Source organism: Pseudomonas sp. (assembly GCF_017744435.1).
Classification (GTDB): domain Bacteria; phylum Pseudomonadota; class Gammaproteobacteria; order Pseudomonadales; family Pseudomonadaceae; genus Aquipseudomonas.
In genome coordinates this window covers 46743-64311 of the sequence record NZ_JAGIBG010000004.1, presented here as the reverse complement: position 1 = coordinate 64311, position 17569 = coordinate 46743, and the positions used below count along the sequence as shown (strand labels likewise).

16 protein-coding genes are annotated in these 17569 nt (G+C 61.7%); 13 read left to right on the top strand and 3 right to left on the bottom strand.

Annotated elements, in window-relative coordinates; all coding sequences use genetic code 11:
* Positions 1-344: 344 nt before the first annotated feature.
* The gene (locus J7573_RS04490; protein WP_294326183.1) at positions 345-1565 is read right to left on the bottom strand and encodes a CaiB/BaiF CoA-transferase family protein; all 1221 of its coding nucleotides are present in this window, start codon (positions 1563-1565) and stop codon (positions 345-347) included.
* 14 nt (positions 1566-1579) lie between these two features.
* Positions 1580-2761, bottom strand: a complete 1182-nt coding sequence (locus J7573_RS04485; protein WP_085676655.1) for an acyl-CoA dehydrogenase — start codon at positions 2759-2761, stop codon at positions 1580-1582.
* Positions 2762-2923: 162 nt separating this feature from the next.
* Here J7573_RS04485 and J7573_RS04480 point away from each other — a divergent pair, with 162 nt between their 5' ends.
* The 10 genes from J7573_RS04480 to J7573_RS04435 all read left to right on the top strand — a co-directional run bounded on the left by J7573_RS04480 (position 2924) and on the right by J7573_RS04435 (position 12709).
* A complete protein-coding gene (locus tag J7573_RS04480) occupies positions 2924-3850 on the top strand; it encodes a LysR family transcriptional regulator (RefSeq protein ID WP_294326180.1) in 927 nt (308 codons plus the stop codon).
* Between the two features lie 410 nt (positions 3851-4260).
* The gene (locus tag J7573_RS04475) at positions 4261-5382 is read left to right on the top strand and encodes a Re/Si-specific NAD(P)(+) transhydrogenase subunit alpha (RefSeq protein ID WP_015268506.1); all 1122 of its coding nucleotides are present in this window, start codon (positions 4261-4263) and stop codon (positions 5380-5382) included.
* 11 nt (positions 5383-5393) lie between these two features.
* The gene (locus J7573_RS04470; RefSeq protein WP_003256966.1) at positions 5394-5708 is read left to right on the top strand and encodes an NAD(P) transhydrogenase subunit alpha; all 315 of its coding nucleotides are present in this window, start codon (positions 5394-5396) and stop codon (positions 5706-5708) included.
* 2 nt (positions 5709-5710) lie between these two features.
* Positions 5711-7147 carry an NAD(P)(+) transhydrogenase (Re/Si-specific) subunit beta gene (locus tag J7573_RS04465; protein ID WP_294326124.1) on the top strand — a complete coding sequence of 479 codons (1437 nt, stop codon included), beginning with the start codon at positions 5711-5713 and terminating at the stop codon, positions 7145-7147.
* A gap of 186 nt (positions 7148-7333) precedes the next feature.
* Positions 7334-8827, top strand: coding sequence for an acetyl-CoA hydrolase/transferase family protein (locus tag J7573_RS04460; protein WP_294326122.1), 1494 nt, complete (start codon positions 7334-7336; stop codon positions 8825-8827).
* A 352-nt stretch (positions 8828-9179) separates the two neighbouring features.
* Complete coding sequence (locus tag J7573_RS04455; protein ID WP_054884336.1) at positions 9180-9395, top strand: DUF1127 domain-containing protein; 216 nt, start codon at positions 9180-9182, stop codon at positions 9393-9395.
* Between the two features lie 301 nt (positions 9396-9696).
* Complete coding sequence (locus tag J7573_RS04450) at positions 9697-10014, top strand: DUF2388 domain-containing protein (protein WP_294326118.1); 318 nt, start codon at positions 9697-9699, stop codon at positions 10012-10014.
* Between the two features lie 89 nt (positions 10015-10103).
* Complete coding sequence (locus tag J7573_RS04445; protein ID WP_103448299.1) at positions 10104-10397, top strand: DUF2388 domain-containing protein; 294 nt, start codon at positions 10104-10106, stop codon at positions 10395-10397.
* A 36-nt stretch (positions 10398-10433) separates the two neighbouring features.
* The gene (locus J7573_RS04440; RefSeq protein ID WP_103448300.1) at positions 10434-10754 is read left to right on the top strand and encodes a DUF2388 domain-containing protein; all 321 of its coding nucleotides are present in this window, start codon (positions 10434-10436) and stop codon (positions 10752-10754) included.
* Entirely contained in the window at positions 10751-12709 is a 1959-nt protein-coding gene (locus J7573_RS04435; protein ID WP_294326114.1) for a DUF4105 domain-containing protein, read from the top strand. The genes J7573_RS04440 and J7573_RS04435 overlap by 4 nt, the downstream gene beginning before the upstream one ends.
* 131 nt (positions 12710-12840) lie before the next feature.
* Here the strand turns inward: J7573_RS04435 and J7573_RS04430 are convergent, their stop codons facing one another.
* Positions 12841-13242: a GFA family protein gene (locus J7573_RS04430; protein ID WP_294326112.1), complete on the bottom strand. Its 402-nt coding sequence runs from the start codon at positions 13240-13242 to the stop codon at positions 12841-12843.
* 266 nt (positions 13243-13508) lie between these two features.
* Here J7573_RS04430 and J7573_RS04425 point away from each other — a divergent pair, with 266 nt between their 5' ends.
* The 3 genes from J7573_RS04425 (at position 13509) to J7573_RS04415 (ending at position 17544) form a co-directional block, all read left to right on the top strand.
* Positions 13509-14816, top strand: coding sequence for a CitMHS family transporter (locus tag J7573_RS04425; RefSeq protein ID WP_294326110.1), 1308 nt, complete (start codon positions 13509-13511; stop codon positions 14814-14816).
* Positions 14817-14886: 70 nt separating this feature from the next.
* Complete coding sequence (locus J7573_RS04420; protein ID WP_294326108.1) at positions 14887-15657, top strand: TerC family protein; 771 nt, start codon at positions 14887-14889, stop codon at positions 15655-15657.
* Positions 15658-15885: 228 nt separating this feature from the next.
* A complete protein-coding gene (locus tag J7573_RS04415; protein ID WP_294326104.1) occupies positions 15886-17544 on the top strand; it encodes a Na/Pi cotransporter family protein in 1659 nt (552 codons plus the stop codon).
* The last annotated feature ends 25 nt before the right edge of the window (positions 17545-17569 follow it).

The following is a 17569-nucleotide window of genomic DNA, read 5'->3' as shown; positions in this document are numbered from 1 at the left end:
AGCGTTTATTTTGAAGTTTTTTGCGAGAAACTCGTTTAGCTTCAAACACTTGACTCGCTGCGATCACTCGCTAGCGGGAGGCGAATAATACAGCGTTTAAAACCGCTGTCAACCTTCATCTCAACCGCTATCGACCTTTCGATCGAAGCGCCTCCAGCACCACCCTAACCACCTAACTCATTGAATCTCAAGGAGTTTGTCGTTCCGATGTCGCTGGAAGTGGGGCGCATTATAAGGGGATTCGAAACCCCGTCAACCTTTAATTTCAAGAAACTTTAACATCGCTGAAAAGCAAAGCGGGGAGGCCTGACGGCCTCCCCGCTTTTCAGTTGCTCTATATAGCATCAAAGAACGCCAGCGCTGCGCAACCGCCCTACCGCATCGGCATCCAGCCCCAGCACATCGCCCAGCACCGCCTCGGTATGCTCGCCCAACAGCGGCGGCGCCCGCCGATACTCCACAGGTGTTTCGGACAACCGAATCGGGCTGGCCACCTGCGGCACGCTCCCCGCCAACCCATGGGGCATGGTTACCGCCAACCCCCGAGCCAGTACCTGTGGATCCTGGAACATCTGCGCCAGATCATTGATCGGCCCGCATGGCACCCCGGCCGCCTCCAGCTGGCTCACCCATTCGGCAGTAGTCTTGAATACCGTCGCCTGGCGAATCAGCGGGATCAACTCGGCCCGGTTTGCCACCCGCTGCTTATTAGTAGCGAAACGCGGGTCATCCGCCCACTGCGGCTGCCCAGCCACCTCGGCGAACTTGCGGAACTGGCCATCGTTACCCACGGTAAGGATGAAATCGCCATCCGCCGTCGGGAAATCCTGGTAGGGCACGATATTGGGGTGAGCATTGCCCAGCCGCCGCGGAGGATTGCCCGTAGTCAGGTAGTTCATCGCCTGGTTGGCCAGGCAAGCCACCTGCACATCGAGCAGCGCCATGTCGACATGCTGACCAACACCATGCTGATCGCGGTAGGCGAGGGCAGCCAGAATCGCCACGGTCGAGTACAGCCCGGTGAGAATGTCGGTCAGAGCAACACCTACCTTCACCGGCCCGGCACCTTCTTCTCCATCCGGGCGACCCGTCAGGCTCATCAGCCCACCCAAGCCCTGGATCATGAAGTCATACCCCGCACGCTTGGCGTACGGCCCCGTCTGGCCGAAGCCCGTGATCGAGCAATAGATAAGCTTGGGGTTGATCGCCTTCAGGCTCGGGTAATCCAGCCCATAAGCCGCCAGCCCACCGACCTTGAAGTTCTCGATGACGATATCCGACCTGGCCGCCAGCTCGCGCACCAGGCGCTGGCCTTCCGGCTGGGTGAAGTCGATGGTCACCGAGCGCTTGTTACGGTTTGCCGACAGGTAATAGGCCGCCTCGCTGGTGTTCTCACCTTCGGCATCCTTAAGGAAGGGCGGCCCCCAGGAGCGGGTGTCGTCGCCGCTGCCAGGGCGCTCGACCTTGATCACGTCAGCCCCAAGGTCCGCCAGGATCTGGCCAGACCAAGGCCCCGCCAGCACACGGGAGAGGTCCAGTACCCGCAGATGAGATAGCGCGCCCATGGACTGGCTCCTTATCAGTAGAAGGCCTGGATGCCGGTCTGTGCACGCCCGAGGATCAGCGCATGCACGTCATGGGTACCCTCATAGGTGTTGACCACCTCAAGGTTGACCAGGTGGCGCGCCACGCCGAACTCGTCGGAAATGCCGTTGCCACCCAGCATGTCGCGGGCCATGCGGGCAATGTCGAGGGCCTTGCCGCAGGAGTTGCGCTTCATGATCGAGGTGATTTCCACCGCTGCAGTGCCTTCGTCCTTCATGCGACCCAGGCGCAGGCAGCCTTGCAGGGCCAGAGTGATTTCGGTCTGCATGTCAGCCAGCTTCTTCTGGATCAGCTGGTTGGCCGCCAGCGGGCGACCGAACTGCTGACGATCCAGGGTGTACTGGCGAGCGGTGTGCCAGCAGGCTTCGGCCGCACCCAGCGCACCCCAGGAAATGCCATAACGCGCCGAGTTCAGGCAGGTGAACGGACCCTTGAGGCCGCGCACATCCGGGAAGATGTTCTCTTCCGGGACGAACACGTTGTCCATGACGATTTCACCAGTGATGGATGCACGCAGGCCAACCTTGCCGTGGATCGCCGGGGCGCTGAGACCTTGCCAGCCTTTTTCCAGGACAAAACCGCGGATATCGCCGGCATCATCCTTGGCCCAGACCACGAACACATCGGCGATCGGGCTGTTGGTGATCCACATCTTGCTGCCACTCAGGCGATAGCCGCCATCGACCTTCCTGGCACGGGTGATCATCGAACCTGGGTCGGAGCCATGGTTAGGCTCGGTCAGACCAAAGCAGCCAATCCACTCACCAGAGGCCAGCTTGGGCAGGTACTTCTGCTTTTGCGCCTCGGTACCGAACTCGTTGATCGGCACCATCACCAGCGAAGACTGCACGCTCATCATCGAACGGTAGCCGGAGTCGATGCGCTCCACTTCGCGGGCAATCAGGCCATAGCACACATAGTTCAGGCCGCTGCCACCATATTGCTCGGGAATGGTCGCACCGAGCAGGCCGACCTCACCCATCTCGCGGAAGATCGCCGGGTCGGTCTGCTCGTGACGGAAGGCTTCCAGCACGCGCGGGGCCAGCTTGTCCTGGGCGAACTGATAAGCGCTGTCACGCACCATGCGCTCTTCTTCAGTGAGCTGCTGATCCAGCAGCAGCGGGTCGATCCAGTTGAAGCTTGCTTTACCGGCCATGAGCGAAATCCTCGAAATAGGGGAGCGGTTTCTTGTGCCTTTGATCCTAGGCCTGATCCGGCACCACGACAAACGAGGATTGCGCACGTATCAGTGATATTTTGTCACTTCGTGATACTCGAAAACGCCATATCCAAGGCCCCATGAGTGAGGTTGACGTACATGCGCCGCAAGATCCCCAGCACCACCGCACTGGTCTGCTTCGAAGCGGCCGCACGCCACGAGAGCTTTACCAAGGCGGCCCAGGAACTGGCGCTGACCCAGGGCGCCGTCTGTCGCCAGATCGGTGGGCTGGAAGCGTTCCTCAACGTCGAACTGTTCAGGCGCTCACGTCGCGGCGTGAAACTCACCGAGGCAGGACTTTCCTATAGCCGGCAGGTTGCCGCGCAGCTGGATGCAGTGGAACGCGATACGCTGTCGGTGATGCGCCAGCAGGGCGCCAACGTGATCGAACTGGCCGTGGTGCCCACCTTCGGCACCCAATGGCTGCTGCCACGGCTCAAGGACTTCCAGCAACGTCACCCCGAGGTCACCGTCAACCTGACCAACCGCACCCGCCCATTCCTGTTCGCCGATACTCCGTTCGATGCCGCCATCTACTTTGGCGATGCCGACTGGTCCGGCACCCAGTCCCACCGCCTGATGGGCGAGAACCCCGTGCCGGTGTGCAGCCCGGCCTTGCTGGACGGGCAGGGCATGCTCGATGCCCAGCGCATCGCCAGCCTGCCATTGCTGCAGCAGACCACCCGACCTTATGCCTGGCGCCAGTGGTTCAATGGCCTGGGCCTGAATATCGCGGGCGACATGACAGGCCCGCGCTATGAACTATTCTCCATGCTGGCCCAGGCGGCCATGCACGAGATGGGCATCGCACTGATTCCGCCGTTTCTGATCCAGCGCGAGCTGGAGGAGGGTAGGTTGGTGGTCGCTAACAGGTACGCGCTGTCCAGCGACAAGGCCTACTATCTGATGATTCCCGATCGCAAGGTGGAGTCCGCTTCGCTCCGGGCGTTCCGTGACTGGCTGGTGAGACAGGCTCAGCTCTATACCGCCTCGCACAAGGGCGAGAGTGCTGACCTACCTTTGTAGTCAATTATTTTAAACACCTACAGATATATGTTTTTGTCGCTTAAACGAAAACTGTTCAGGTGAATCGAAAAACCCCTTCGGAGCCGCTAAACACGCGGCTTTCAGAGGGTTTTACGACATTCATGATCCCATCCGCGAAATCATCGCAAAAAATTTCGATTTTTCCCCTAATCTGCCAATAGCCCATGGTTGACGGGCTGTAGCCCATCACTTGCGACATACGGTCACAGGGTGACTTGTAGTTTTAACTTCGTTTCGCTCCAGAACCGGTTGAAGGCCCCTGGGTTCGTCTGCAAAATGCTTCGCCCGCCCTGGATTCGGCGGGTCCGGCGCTCAACAGCCGCCCCAGCGCGCCATACGCAGTGTGCTGGCTTTTACAAAGACAAAAGGTCACCGCAGGAGAAATAGTCGTGCACATTGGTGTTCCTCTCGAGACGCAGACCGGTGAGACAAGGGTCGCTGCGACCCCGGAAACCATCAAGAAACTGATTGGCCAGGGCCATCAGGTCACCGTCCAACGGGGGGCAGGGCTCAACGCCAGCATTCCGGACAGTGCCTATGAGGCCGTGGGGGCTTCCCTGGGAAGCGCGGCCGATGCCTACGGCGCCCAATTGGTGCTCAAGGTGGTCGCTCCCAACGACCAGGAGCTGGCCCTGATCAACAGTGGCAGCCTCCTGGTAGGCATGCTCAACCCCTTCAACAGCGAGCTGATCGGCAAGATGGCCGAACGCGGTATCACCGCTTTCGCCCTGGAAGCCGCACCACGCACCTCCCGGGCCCAGAGCCTGGATGTGCTGTCGTCGCAGGCCAACATCGCCGGTTACAAGGCCGTGCTGCTGGCGGCTCACCACTACCCTCGCTTCATGCCCATGCTGATGACCGCCGCCGGTACCGTCAAAGCCGCGCGCGTGCTGATCCTGGGGGCAGGCGTTGCCGGCCTGCAGGCCATCGCCACGGCCAAGCGCCTGGGTGCGGTGATCGAGGCGTCCGACGTACGCCCGGCAGTGAAGGAGCAGATCGAGTCGCTGGGCGCCAAGTTCATCGATGTGCCCTACGAGACCGACGAAGAGCGTGAATGCGCCGAAGGTGTTGGCGGCTATGCCCGGCCAATGCCAGCCAGCTGGATGCAACGCCAGGCCCAGGCCGTGCACGAGCGCGCCAAGCAGGCGGATATCGTCATCACCACCGCGTTGATCCCCGGGCGCAAGGCACCGACGCTGCTCAGCGCCGAGACCGTGGCGCAGATGAAGCCCGGCTCGGTGGTCATCGACCTGGCGGCAGCCCAAGGCGGCAACTGCCCGCTGACCGTCGCCGACCAGGTGGTACAGGAGAACGGCGTGATCATCGTCGGCCCGACCAACCTGCCGGCCCAGGTGGGCGCCGATGCCTCGGCGCTGTATGCACGCAACCTGCTGGACTTCATGAAGCTGCTGTTCGACAAGGACGGCGCGCTGGTCATCAACCTCGAAGACGACATCGTCGCGGCCTGCCTGATGTGCCGCGACGGCCAGGTCGTCCGCAAGAACGGCTAAGGAGCACGACAATGGAAGACATGCTGATTTCCCATGGCATCTACAACCTGATCATCTTCGTGCTGGCCATCTATGTGGGCTACCACGTGGTGTGGAACGTCACCCCGGCGCTGCACACGCCACTGATGGCGGTCACCAACGCCATTTCGGCGATCGTCATCGTCGGCGCCATGCTGGCGGCGGCCCTGACCGTGACCCCGGCCGGCAAGCTGATGGGCACCCTGGCGGTGGCCCTGGCTGCGGTCAACGTGTTCGGTGGCTTCCTGGTCACCCGCCGCATGCTTGAGATGTTCAAGAAGAAAACCAAGAACGAGGCGCAGAAGTAAGCATGAGCATGAATCTGGTAACGCTCCTCTACCTCGTCGCCTCGGTGTGCTTCATCCAGGCGCTCAAGGGCCTGTCGCACCCGACCACCTCGCGGCGCGGCAACCTGTTCGGCATGATCGGCATGGGGCTCGCGATCCTCACCACGGTTGGCCTCATCTATAAGCTCGGCGCCGAGCTGGCCACTGCCGGCATCGGCTACGTGATCGTCGGCCTGCTGGTCGGCGGTAGCGCCGGTTCGATCATGGCCAAACGCGTCGAGATGACCAAGATGCCTGAGCTGGTCGCCTTCATGCACAGCATGATCGGCCTGGCCGCGGTGTTCATCGCCATCGCCGCCGTGCTCGAGCCACAGTCGATGGGCATCGTCGCCGCCATCAGCGACCCGATCCCCACCGGTAACCGCCTGGAACTGTTCCTGGGTGCAGCCATCGGTGCCATTACCTTCTCCGGTTCCGTGATCGCCTTCGGCAAGCTGTCGGGCAAGTACAAGTTCCGCCTGTTCCAGGGCGCACCAGTACAGTTTGCCGGTCAGCACAAGCTGAACCTGATCCTCGGCCTGACCACCCTCGCCCTGGGCCTGCTGTTCACCTTCACCGGCCACTACAGTGCCTTCACCCTGATGCTGGTCCTGGCCTTCATCATGGGCGTGCTGATCATTATTCCGATCGGGGGTGCCGACATGCCGGTGGTGGTGTCGATGCTCAACAGCTATTCGGGCTGGGCAGCGGCCGGTATCGGCTTCTCGCTGAACAACTCGATGCTGATCATCGCAGGCTCCCTGGTCGGTTCGTCCGGTGCCATCCTTTCGTACATCATGTGCAAGGCGATGAACCGTTCGTTCTTCAACGTGATCCTCGGCGGCTTTGGCGGCGACACCGATGCCGGCGCGGCGCAAGGCTCGAAAGAGCAGCGCCCGGTGAAATCCGGCTCTGCCGACGACGCCACCTTCCTGCTGAGCAACGCTGACAGCGTGATCATCGTCCCAGGTTACGGCCTGGCGGTGGCCCGTGCCCAGCACGCACTGAAGGAACTGACCGAGAAGCTGAGCCACAACGGCGTGACCGTGAAGTACGCGATCCACCCGGTGGCAGGGCGCATGCCTGGGCACATGAACGTACTGCTGGCCGAAGCCGAAGTGCCGTACGACCAGGTGTTCGAGATGGAAGACATCAACGCCGAGTTCGGCCAGGCCGACGTGGTGCTGGTGCTGGGTGCCAACGACGTGGTCAACCCGGCGGCGAAGAACGATCCGAAGTCGCCCATCGCCGGCATGCCGATCCTCGAGGCCTTCAAGGCCAAGACCATCATCGTCAACAAGCGCTCGATGGCCAGCGGCTACGCCGGCCTGGACAACGAACTGTTCTACCTGGACAAGACCATGATGGTGTTCGGCGACGCGAAGAAAGTCATCGAAGACATGGTAAAAGCGGTGGAGTGATAGCGGTCGCTGCAAACCCACTGATATAAAGGAAGCCCCGGTCAGAATCTGCCGGGGCTTTTCTTTTGCTGATCCAGATCAACGGCTCTATTTCAATGCTTCTCATACGACCATGGTCGTGGGACGGCAATGGGCGAAATCTCTAGACTGCGCTTCAGTAGTTTCAGTAGCCCGAGATAACAATCCATGTACCGTGATCGTATCCGCTTGTCCTCCCTGCACAGCAAGGTAATGAGTGCGGCTGATGCCGCTGGCCTGATCGAGGACGGCATGACCGTCGGCATGAGCGGTTTCACCCGCGCCGGCGAAGCCAAGGCTGTGCCGCATGCCCTGGCCGAACGCGCCAAGCAGTCGCCACTGAAAATCAGCCTGATGACCGGCGCCAGCCTGGGCAACGACCTCGACAAGCAGCTGACCGAAGCCGGCGTGCTGGCCCGTCGCATGCCGTTCCAGGTCGACAGCACCCTGCGCAAGGCCATCAACGACGGCCAGGTGATGTTCATCGACCAGCACCTGTCGGAAACCGTCGAGCAGCTGCGCAACCAGCAGCTCAAGCTGCCGGATATCGCGGTCATCGAAGCCGTGGCCATCACCGAGCAGGGCCACATCGTGCCAACCACCTCGGTGGGTAACTCGGCCAGCTTCGCGATCTTCGCCAAACAAGTGATCGTCGAGATCAACCTGTCGCACAACGCCAACCTCGAAGGCCTGCACGACATCTATATCCCGACCTATCGCCCGACCCGCACGCCAATCCCGCTGGTCAAGGTCGACGACCGCATTGGCAGCACCGCGATCCCGATCGACCCGGCCAAGATCGTCGGCATCGTCATCAGCGACCAGCCGGATTCACCATCCACCGTGCTGCCACCGGATGACGAAACCCAGGGCATCGCCGACCACCTGATCAACTTCCTGAAGCAGGAAGTGGAAGCTGGCCGCATGACCAACAAGCTCGGCCCGCTGCAGGCAGGTATCGGCAGCATCGCCAACGCGGTGATGTGTGGCCTGATCGAGTCGCCGTTCGAAGACCTGACCATGTACTCCGAAGTGCTGCAGGACTCGACCTTCGACCTGATCGACGCCGGCAAGCTGAGCTTTGCCTCGGGCAGCTCGATCACCTTGTCGACCCGTCGCAATGCCGACGTGTTCGGCAACCTGGAGCGCTACAAGGACAAGTTGATCCTGCGCCCACAGGAAATCTCCAACCACCCCGAAGTGGTCCGCCGCCTGGGCATCATCGGCATCAACACGGCGCTGGAGTTCGACATCTACGGCAACGTCAACTCGACCCACGTCTGTGGCACCAAGATGATGAACGGCATCGGCGGTTCGGGTGACTTCGCCCGCAACGCCCACCTGGCGGTATTCGTCACCAAGTCGATCGCCAAGGGCGGTGCGATTTCCAGCGTAGTGCCGATGGTCAGCCACGTTGACCATACCGAGCACGACGTCGACATCCTGGTCACCGAACAAGGCCTGGCCGACCTGCGTGGCCTGGCACCGCGTGAGCGGGCGCGGGCGATCATCGACAACTGTGTGCACCCGGACTACCGCGCAGCGCTGAACGATTACTTCGATCGCGCCTGCCAACGTGGTGGCCACACCCCGCACATCCTGCGTGAAGCACTGAGCTGGCACGAAAACCTGGAAGAAACCGGGCGCATGCTCGCCAGCTGATCCAGCTGTCTCAACTGTTTTGGCCCTGTCGTCGCCACGCCGACGACAGGACCACAACAGTCAAACCATCCCGTCTGAACACTTCGCTCAATTTCCTGATTAAAACTGTACTACTGTACTGCTATTTTCAGGCCTTCCTACCTTTAAAATCTCCAATGCCAAGCCAAAATGCACCACCTCAGTGCAGACCGGTACAGTTGCGCCTATTTCGAGTGCAACAGTAGGGTTAAACAGTTAACTGGCCCATCGCATTACTGTTGAACTGTATCTACTGTTATGGACAGCAGAGGAGGATCATTGGCATCAGTTAAATCACTACCTAATCCCGCCATAAGCGGAAGGATGAAACATCATGGAACGTACCCTCAGTTCCGGTCTGGTTTTTGAAAGCAACGCCCAGCAGTCCCAGGCTTCCCTGCCACTGCGCGCTATCTCCACTCTGCTGCTGTGGCAGCGTCGCATGGCCAGCCGCCGTCAACTGGCTCGCCTGGATGCCCGCCTGCTGGCCGACGCCGGTATCAGCGAGTCGCAGCGTTATGAAGAGCTGAGCAAGCCGTTCTGGCGCTAAGCTCCGGTTTGCCGGCTGCAAGCTGGCACCGCGAATTCCCCAACCCGTTGCAGGCGACTGCAGCGGGTTTTTTATTGCCCGCAAGGTGCGTCCCAGAGCCGTTCCATGCAAGACATGCACAGTTAATAAATTTAGAAAATTGACCATAACAGTTGCCCGCTTCCGCTCTCCTTAACATCCAGAAACAGCACCGCGTGATACGCTTCGCTCAGCAGTCTGGTAGAACCCGTTGTCAAACACGTACCGCGACGAGCTCTGCAAGCGTCCGATAAAGCAGAACCCTATCCAGGAGTCCAAGAACATGTCCCGTAAATACCTGATTGGTGCCGCCCTGCTGCTCGGCCTGGCCAGCACCGCCCAAGCGAGCAGTTTTGTTGTCACCACCGATGCCGTGGTACGCGCCTTCGCCGCCTCCACCGACGCCACCTCCGACCTGACCTCATCGTTCCGCGATGACAAGATCGTGCAGGCAGCCCGTGATGACGCCGCCAGCTTCGTCGGCACACAAGGGGCCATTCGTGGTGCGCGACTGGAAAGTGCCTTCCTGCACATCCGTTCGACCATGCCGCAGCTGCAAGCCAGTGATGCACAGTTGGCCCAGGCCATCCTCGCGATCTGATCAAGGCCATGCACAGCAGGTGCGTTGGCTAGCGGCCTCGCACCTGGGGTAGCCTTCGCCGTTCACTTCCCTTGCCGTCAAGAAAGCTCATGCGTTATCTGTTGCCGTTGCTGTTCAGCGCCACTGCCATGGCCAGTGCCCACGCCATGGACACCACCACACAAGGCCTGGTCATCACGGGCTACGTTACCAGCCAGGTCACTGCCGCCCCCTTCGACCGCAAACTGGTCAGGCAGGCCCGCGACGATGCTGCGGCATACGTTGCCAGCGATGGCCTGATCCGCGGTGCACGCCTGGAAGCGGCGCTCGACTCGCTGCGCCACAACTGCGCTCGGCACTCCGTCGGCGACCTTGAACTGGCAGAAGCAATTCTCGTCCAATAACTACACCTGACTCCCTGTATTTTTCGGAGATGCTCCATGCGTAAACCGCTGATTGCCGCTTCCCTCGGCATGTTGCTGCTGGCCGACCTGGCCCATGCACAGACCCTGGTGGCCACCAGCAACATCATCGTGCGCGCCTTTGGCCGTTCGATCGACTTCACCTCTGACACCACCACGTCGATCCGCGACGCCAAAGTGGTACGCGAAGCCCATGACGACGCCGCCAGCTTCGTCGCCAGCAATGGCGATATCCGTGGCGCGCAGCTCGAAGCTGCATTCAGCACCCTGCGCGAGCGCGTACCAGAAGCACGCGACGCCAGCGACCAAGTACTGGCCGAAGCCATCCTCGCGCTGTGAACCGCGTGCGTGCCTGGCTGCTCGGCTGCGCCTTGACGCTGCTGGGCACACCCGCCCTGGCCGACCTGCAGCTGGAGCTGCAGGCGGCGGGCCTCGACCCGCAACAGACCCAAGCCAGCCAGGCCCTGCTCGACGAGGCCATGGCCAAGCTGCCGCCACTGTTCAAGCAACGGCTGGACCGGCGCGTCACGGTCAGCTGGAGCGACAATATGCCAGCCGATGCCTATGGCCAGGCTTCGCTGGTATCGACCCTCGAACTCAATCGCCGCCTGCTACCCAGCCTGACGGACGGCAGTGCCGCCACCGAGCGTACCAACCGGCCCCATGGCACGGTGCGTGAAGAGCTGCTGGCCACCGTCCTGCATGAGCTCACCCATATTTATGATCGTGCCCGCCTGTGGCCCAGCGCCGAGCGCTCGCTGTTCGCCCGTTGCGCTCGCCAGCAAGGCACGCTGGGCAAGATCGGCCAGCTGGAAGAATGCCGCGGTCAAGCCGAACGCCGCTTTACCCTCAGCGACGACCCACGCCTGCTCGACCTGGCTGGCTGGCCACAATACGTCGGTCGCCGTGGCGAACGTGAGCAGCACAACGCCCAGTTCATGCGCAGCCCCGACAGTTACGAGCTGAGCAGCCCCAAGGAATACATCGCGGTCAACATGGAGTATTTCCTCCTCGACCCGAGCTACGGTTGCCGTCGACCGGCGCTGAATCAATACCTGCGTGAGCATTTTGGCTGGGCCCCAGAGCAGAACACCTGCGCCAAAGGCCTGCCGTTCATCAATGCCGGCAGCGACTTTGCCCGCCAGCCACTGGGCGAGATCGACCCCGAACGGGTCTACGAAGTCGACTTCCTGCTGGCTGAAGCCAACCAGAATCTGGTCAGCCGCTGGGGCCACAGCATGTTGCGCCTGGTGATCTGCAAACCCGGCCGCCCACGTGGCCCGGACTGCCGACTGGACCTCGACCAGAGCCTGGTGCTGTCTTACCGTGCGTTCGTCAACGACGTGCAGCTGTCCAGCTGGGACGGCCTGGTCGGTGCCTACCCCTCACGGCTGTTCGTGCTGCCGCTGGGCCAGGTGATCGATGAATACACCAAGACCGAACTGCGCAGCCTGGCCTCGGTACCGCTCAAGCTCAACCGCGACGAGATTGAAAACCTGGTACGCCAGGCCGCCGAGATGCACTGGAGCTACGATGGCAACTATTGGTTCCTGTCCAACAACTGCGCAGTGGAATCGTTGAAGCTGCTGCGCAGCGGCACTGCCAACCCACGCCTGAACGACCTCGACAGCATCATGCCCAATGGCTTGCTGGCCGTGCTCAAGGGCAGGGGGCTGGCCGATACCAGCGTGCTCGATGACCCGCGAGAGGCCCTGCGCCTGGGTTACCGCTTCGACTCCTATCGCGACCGTTACCAGGCCATGTTCGATGTGCTGAGGAAGCAACTGCCAATCAAGCAGACCGAGGTCGAAGACTGGCTGGCCCTGGATGCAGAGCAAAGGCGCCCCTGGTTCGACAAAGCCGACCTGCGCACCAGCGCGGCCTTGCTGCTACTCGAGCAGGCCAGCCTGCGACGGCAGTTGCTGCTGGCTCAGGACGAAGTGAAACAGCGCTACCTGAACGCTGCAGCGCTGAAGGACGGCAGTATCAACAAGGCCGACGAGACCCTGAAGCAGATGCTCGCCAACAGCGGCTTCCTCAGCCGCCCGGCCGAGTTGCTGGATGCCAAGGGTTACGGATTGCCGCAGCCGGAAGAGCGCAAGCAGCTGGAGCAGGTCAGCAGCGAGCGGCAGGCCAAGCTGCTGCGGCTGAGTAGCGCCTTGGACAAAGAGGTGAGGGCACTATTGGAGCCGTCGCGGGCCAGGGAGATTGCTGCGGTCGAGGCTAACGTGAAGCAGATTGGCGAGCATTTGCGAGCCCTGCACAAGGCGGCTGGCGGCCTGCAATTGCCCTAGCGCCGGCCAACAGATCGTCTGTAGGAACGGCCTTGTGTCGCGAAAGGGCTGCAGAGCAGCCCCGCGATTTCAGCTTTGCTGCAGATATTGCTGGGGCCGCTTTGCGGCCCTTTCGCGACACAAGGCCGCTCCTACAGTTCTTCCTCTGCCTCTCCAGGCAACTCCTCATCCAGATGCATCCAGGGCAATCGGCTTGTCGTCCAGATATGCCGCCTGGCCGGCACCTGCTCCGGGTGGTCCAGCGTTGCCACGGTCACATCGATGGTTCCCGGGCTATGCTCGGTCACCAGTGCCACATGCGCCCCACATTCCCCACAGAAATACCGCTTGCAACTGGCCGGTGCCACATAGCACTGAGGCCTTCCCGCCATCCAGCGGAAACCAGAACGGGGCAGGGTGACCCAGGTCACCACCAGCCCGCCGCTGACTCGCCGGCAGATCGAACAATGGCAATGGGCGACATCTGTCAGGTCACCCTGCAGCCGATAGCGCAAGGCGCCGCAATGGCAGCCACCCTCGGTTACATCCTGCATCACCTACCTCCCGTCGCCGTTTTCCCGGCGAAAGCTGGCTGAAAGCTTGCCCCCCTAGGATAGCCGCCACTACCGGCACCAGACCGGTCAGCCAGGGCACCCGGAAATTTCCGCGCCCGGCCCATCAACAACAACAATGGTGATTCTGATGTATTCCTGCGCCCGCCTTCATGTAGCCCCCCGACCCATGCTCCCCGTGCAGCGCCTCACGCGCTGATCCGCCCGAATAGCCATTCCTTTCGCTGCGCCACGCCTGGAGTATTGCCATGCTGACCTTCCTCGGCTTTGCCATGGTCATCACCTTCATGTACCTGATCATGACCAAGCGCCTGTCGGCCTTGATCGCGCTGATCCTGGTACCGATCCTGTTCGCCCTGTTCGGCGGTTTTTCCGCCAAGATCGGCCCGATGATGCTCGAAGGCATCAGCAAGCTCGCGCCCACTGGCGTGATGCTGATGTTCGCCATCCTCTATTTCGCCCTGATGATCGACTCCGGCCTGTTCGACCCGGCCGTGCGCAAGATCCTCAAGCTGGTCAAGGGTGACCCGCTGAAAGTCTCGGTCGGTACTGCGGTGCTGGCCCTGGTGGTCTCGCTCGACGGTGACGGCGCCACCACCTACATGATCTGCTGCGCCGCCATGCTACCGCTGTACAGCCGCCTGGGCATGAGCCCGCGGATCATGGCCGGCTTGATCATCCTCGCCGGTGGAGTGATGAACATGACCCCGTGGGGTGGCCCGACCGCCCGTGCCGCCAGCGCCCTGCACGTAGACCCATCGGACATCTTCGTGCCGATGATCCCGGCCATGGCCTTCGGTGTGCTGGCGATCCTCGCCATCGCCTATATGTACGGCAAGCGCGAACGTGCCCGCCTGGGTGAACTGCACCTGCCGACCGATGACATCGACCACAGCGAAATCAGCGTGTCGCAGTTCCCGGAAGCACGCCGCCCCAAGCTGATCTACTTCAACGGCGCCCTGACCGCCGGCCTGATGGTCGCACTGATCGCCGGCGTACTACCGCTGCCGGTACTGTTCATGATCGCCTTCAGCATCGCCATGATCGTCAACTACCCCTGCCTGCAGCAGCAGAAAGACCGCATCGCCGCCCACGCCGGCAGCGTGCTGGCCGTGACCGGGCTGATCTTCGCTGCGGGCATCTTCACCGGCATCCTGTCCGGTACCGGCATGGTCGAGGCCATGTCCAAGAGTTTGCTGGCGGTCATCCCTGAAGCATTGGGCCCGTACCTGGCGGTGATCACCGCGATCGTGAGCATGCCGTTCACCTTCTTCATGTCCAACGATGCCTTCTACTACGGCGTGCTGCCGGTGCTGTCGGAAGCGGCCAGCCATTACGGCATCAGCCCGGTGGAAATGGCCCGTGCCTCGATCGTCGGGCAGCCGGTACACCTGCTCAGCCCACTGGTACCTTCGACCTACCTGCTGGTGGCCCTGGCCGGTATCGAGTTCGGCGATCACCAGCGCTTCACGCTCAAGTGGGCAGTGCTGGTATGCCTATGCATAATGTTCGCCGCGCTGCTGATGGGCATTTTCCCGTTGTTCAGTAGTCTTTAATTAACACGCATCACCCAATGCGATGCGCCCCTGAAGGGGTGCATCGCCTTTATCGTTTGAAGGAATACACATGGAATGGCTGACCAGCCCGGAAATCTGGGTTGCCTTTTTTACCCTCACAGCGCTTGAGATCGTCCTCGGGATCGACAACATCATCATGATCTCGATCCTGGTCAGCCGCATGCCCAAGCACATGCAGCCACGCACCCGAATCTTCGGCCTGGCCCTGGCCATGGTCACCCGCATCATGCTGCTGCTGTCGATCACCTGGGTCATGCGCCTGACCGCCGACCTGTTCGTGGTATTCGGCCAGGGTATCTCCGGCCGTGACCTGATCCTGTTCTGCGGCGGCCTGTTCCTGCTGTGGAAAAGCTCGCAAGAGATCTACCACGGCCTGGAAGGCGAGGAAGAGAGCGCAGACGAACCCAAGGGGGCTGGCGGCAAGTTCTTCTACACCATCATTCAGATCGCCATCATCGACATCGTGTTTTCGCTGGACTCGGTGATCACCGCCGTCGGCATGGTCTCGCACGTACCGGTGATGATTGCCGCCATCGTCGTCGCAGTGCTGGTGATGATGGCCTGCGCCGGTGCCATCAGCGACTTCATCGACAAGCACCCGTCGCTGAAGATGCTCGCACTTTCCTTCCTGATCGTCGTCGGTACCGTGCTGATTGCCGAATCTTTCGACGTGCACGTACCGAAGGGCTATGTCTACTTCGCCATGGCCTTCTCGCTGGCCGTGGAGGCGATCAACATCCGCATGCGCACCGCCATGGCGCGCAAGCAGGGCAAGGAACATGAGCCAGTGAAACTGCGCAAGGACATTCCAGGTCAATAAGATCAGGACGCGCAGCAAATAGGGCCCTTCGGGGCCCTTTTTCATGTACCGGCTTTCATGACACAAACATTTCAAATACTTGCAGAGCGTGCCAAGCTGGCGCGAGGTCCGCAAAACAACTAAAGCTTGAGTAAGCACTGGATCAAAACACCCACCCCCGGGCCAGGCTTACGGCTTCACACAATTTGGCTCCGTTGCTGGAGCCCTAGAACAAAGGGGGGCTCGACCATGCTGACCCTGCTCAACCTGCTTTCCGCCGTGGCCTTGCTGGTGTGGGGCACGCATATCGTCCGTACCGGCATCCTCAGGGTGTTCGGCTCCAACCTGCGCCGCGTGCTCAGCCAGAACATGAACCGCCGCCCGCTGGCGTTCATTGCCGGCATCGTAGTGACTGCAGTGGTGCAAAGCAGCAACGCCACCGCCATGCTGGTCACCTCCTTCGTCGGCCAGGGCCTGATGGCCATGACACCGGCGCTGGCGATCATGCTCGGTGCCGACGTGGGTACGGCGCTGATGGCCAGGGTGCTGACCTTCGACCTGTCGTGGCTATCGCCACTGCTGCTGTTCCTCGGCGTGATCTTCTTCCTCTCACGCAAGCAGACCCGCGCCGGGCAACTGGGCCGCGTGGCAATCGGCCTGGGCCTGATCATCCTGGCCCTGCAGCTGATCGTGCAGGCGGCAGCGCCGATCACCCACGCACAAGGCGTGAAGGTGCTGTTCGCGTCCTTGACCGGCGACATCATGCTCGATGCCCTGGTCGGCGCGCTGTTCGCCATGGTTTCGTATTCCAGCCTGGCTGCCGTGCTGCTCACTGCCACCCTGGCCGGTGCCGAAGTAATCAGCCTGCCGGTGGCCATCGGCCTGGTGGTTGGCGCCAACATCGGCAGCGGCCTGCTGGCCTTCATCAGCACCAGCATGCAGAACGCCGCGGGTCGCCGCGTGGCCCTGGGCAGCCTGCTGTACAAGCTGATCGGCCTGGTGCTGATCATCCCCGTGCTGCACCCACTGGTGGAGTGGATGGACAGCCTGAGCTTCAGCCCGCAGGAGCTGGTGATCGGTTTCCACCTGCTCTACAACACCCTGCGTTGCCTGATCATGCTGCCGACGGTCAAACCCATGGGCCGCCTGTGCAATGCGCTGCTGCCCGAACGCGAGACTGGCAATGGCCAGATACGCCCGCGCCATCTCGATGCCTCGGCGCTGACCACGCCCAGCCTGGCCCTGGCCAATGCCGCCCGTGAAACCCTGCGCCTGGGCGACATCGTCGACAGCCTGCTGGAGGCCATGCTCGGCGCCCTGCGCGGGACCCACACCGCCATGCCCCAGCAAGTGCGAGCCTTGAGTGAGGATGCCGAAGCGCTGTACAGCGCGATCAAGCTGTACCTGGCGCAGATGCCACGGGAAGACCTCAGCGACCAGGACAACCGGCGCTGGGCCGAAATCATCGAGCTGGCGATCAACCTGAAGCTGGCCTGCGACCTGATCGAACGCATGCTGCGCAAGGTGCAGCAGCAGAAAACCAGCCAGCGCAGGGAGTTTTCCCAGGTCGGCCTGGAAGAGCTCACCGGGCTGCAGGAGCAGCTGCTGGCCAACCTGCGCCTGGGGCTGTCGGTGTTCCTCAGCGCCGATCCGGAAAGCGCGCGCCTGCTGCTGCGCGAAAAGCGTCGCTTCCGCGCCCAGGAACGGCGACTGGCGCATGCCCATGTCAGCCGTTTGCAGCGTAAGGTAGTGCAAAGTATCGAGACGAGTTCGCTACACTTGGAGCTGATCGCCGACATGAAGCGGTTGAACTCTTTGTTCTGCAGCAGTGCCTATGTGGTACTGGGTGGCTCGGACACTGGCGGGCTGCTGCTCGACAGCGTCCCGGAAGACGCCCACCTGTCCTGATCTCGCACACCTGGAGACTGTCGCT

Excerpts from the sequence above, each read along its gene's own strand:
- J7573_RS04485 (WP_085676655.1), bottom strand. The coding sequence starts at position 2,761 with ATGGCCGGTAAAGCAAGCTTCAACTGGATCGACCCGCTGCTGCTGGAT.
- J7573_RS04415 (WP_294326104.1), top strand. The coding sequence starts at position 15,886 with ATGCTGACCCTGCTCAACCTGCTTTCCGCCGTGGCCTTGCTGGTGTGG.
- J7573_RS04440 (WP_103448300.1), top strand. The coding sequence starts at position 10,434 with ATGCGTAAACCGCTGATTGCCGCTTCCCTCGGCATGTTGCTGCTGGCC.
- J7573_RS04455 (WP_054884336.1), top strand. The coding sequence starts at position 9,180 with ATGGAACGTACCCTCAGTTCCGGTCTGGTTTTTGAAAGCAACGCCCAG.
- J7573_RS04425 (WP_294326110.1), top strand. The coding sequence starts at position 13,509 with ATGCTGACCTTCCTCGGCTTTGCCATGGTCATCACCTTCATGTACCTG.
- J7573_RS04420 (WP_294326108.1), top strand. The coding sequence starts at position 14,887 with ATGGAATGGCTGACCAGCCCGGAAATCTGGGTTGCCTTTTTTACCCTC.
- J7573_RS04450 (WP_294326118.1), top strand. The coding sequence starts at position 9,697 with ATGTCCCGTAAATACCTGATTGGTGCCGCCCTGCTGCTCGGCCTGGCC.
- J7573_RS04470 (WP_003256966.1), top strand. The coding sequence starts at position 5,394 with ATGGAAGACATGCTGATTTCCCATGGCATCTACAACCTGATCATCTTC.
- J7573_RS04460 (WP_294326122.1), top strand. The coding sequence starts at position 7,334 with ATGTACCGTGATCGTATCCGCTTGTCCTCCCTGCACAGCAAGGTAATG.
- J7573_RS04490 (WP_294326183.1), bottom strand. The coding sequence starts at position 1,565 with ATGGGCGCGCTATCTCATCTGCGGGTACTGGACCTCTCCCGTGTGCTG.
- J7573_RS04480 (WP_294326180.1), top strand. The coding sequence starts at position 2,924 with ATGCGCCGCAAGATCCCCAGCACCACCGCACTGGTCTGCTTCGAAGCG.
- J7573_RS04465 (WP_294326124.1), top strand. The coding sequence starts at position 5,711 with ATGAGCATGAATCTGGTAACGCTCCTCTACCTCGTCGCCTCGGTGTGC.
- J7573_RS04430 (WP_294326112.1), bottom strand. The coding sequence starts at position 13,242 with ATGCAGGATGTAACCGAGGGTGGCTGCCATTGCGGCGCCTTGCGCTAT.
- J7573_RS04445 (WP_103448299.1), top strand. The coding sequence starts at position 10,104 with ATGCGTTATCTGTTGCCGTTGCTGTTCAGCGCCACTGCCATGGCCAGT.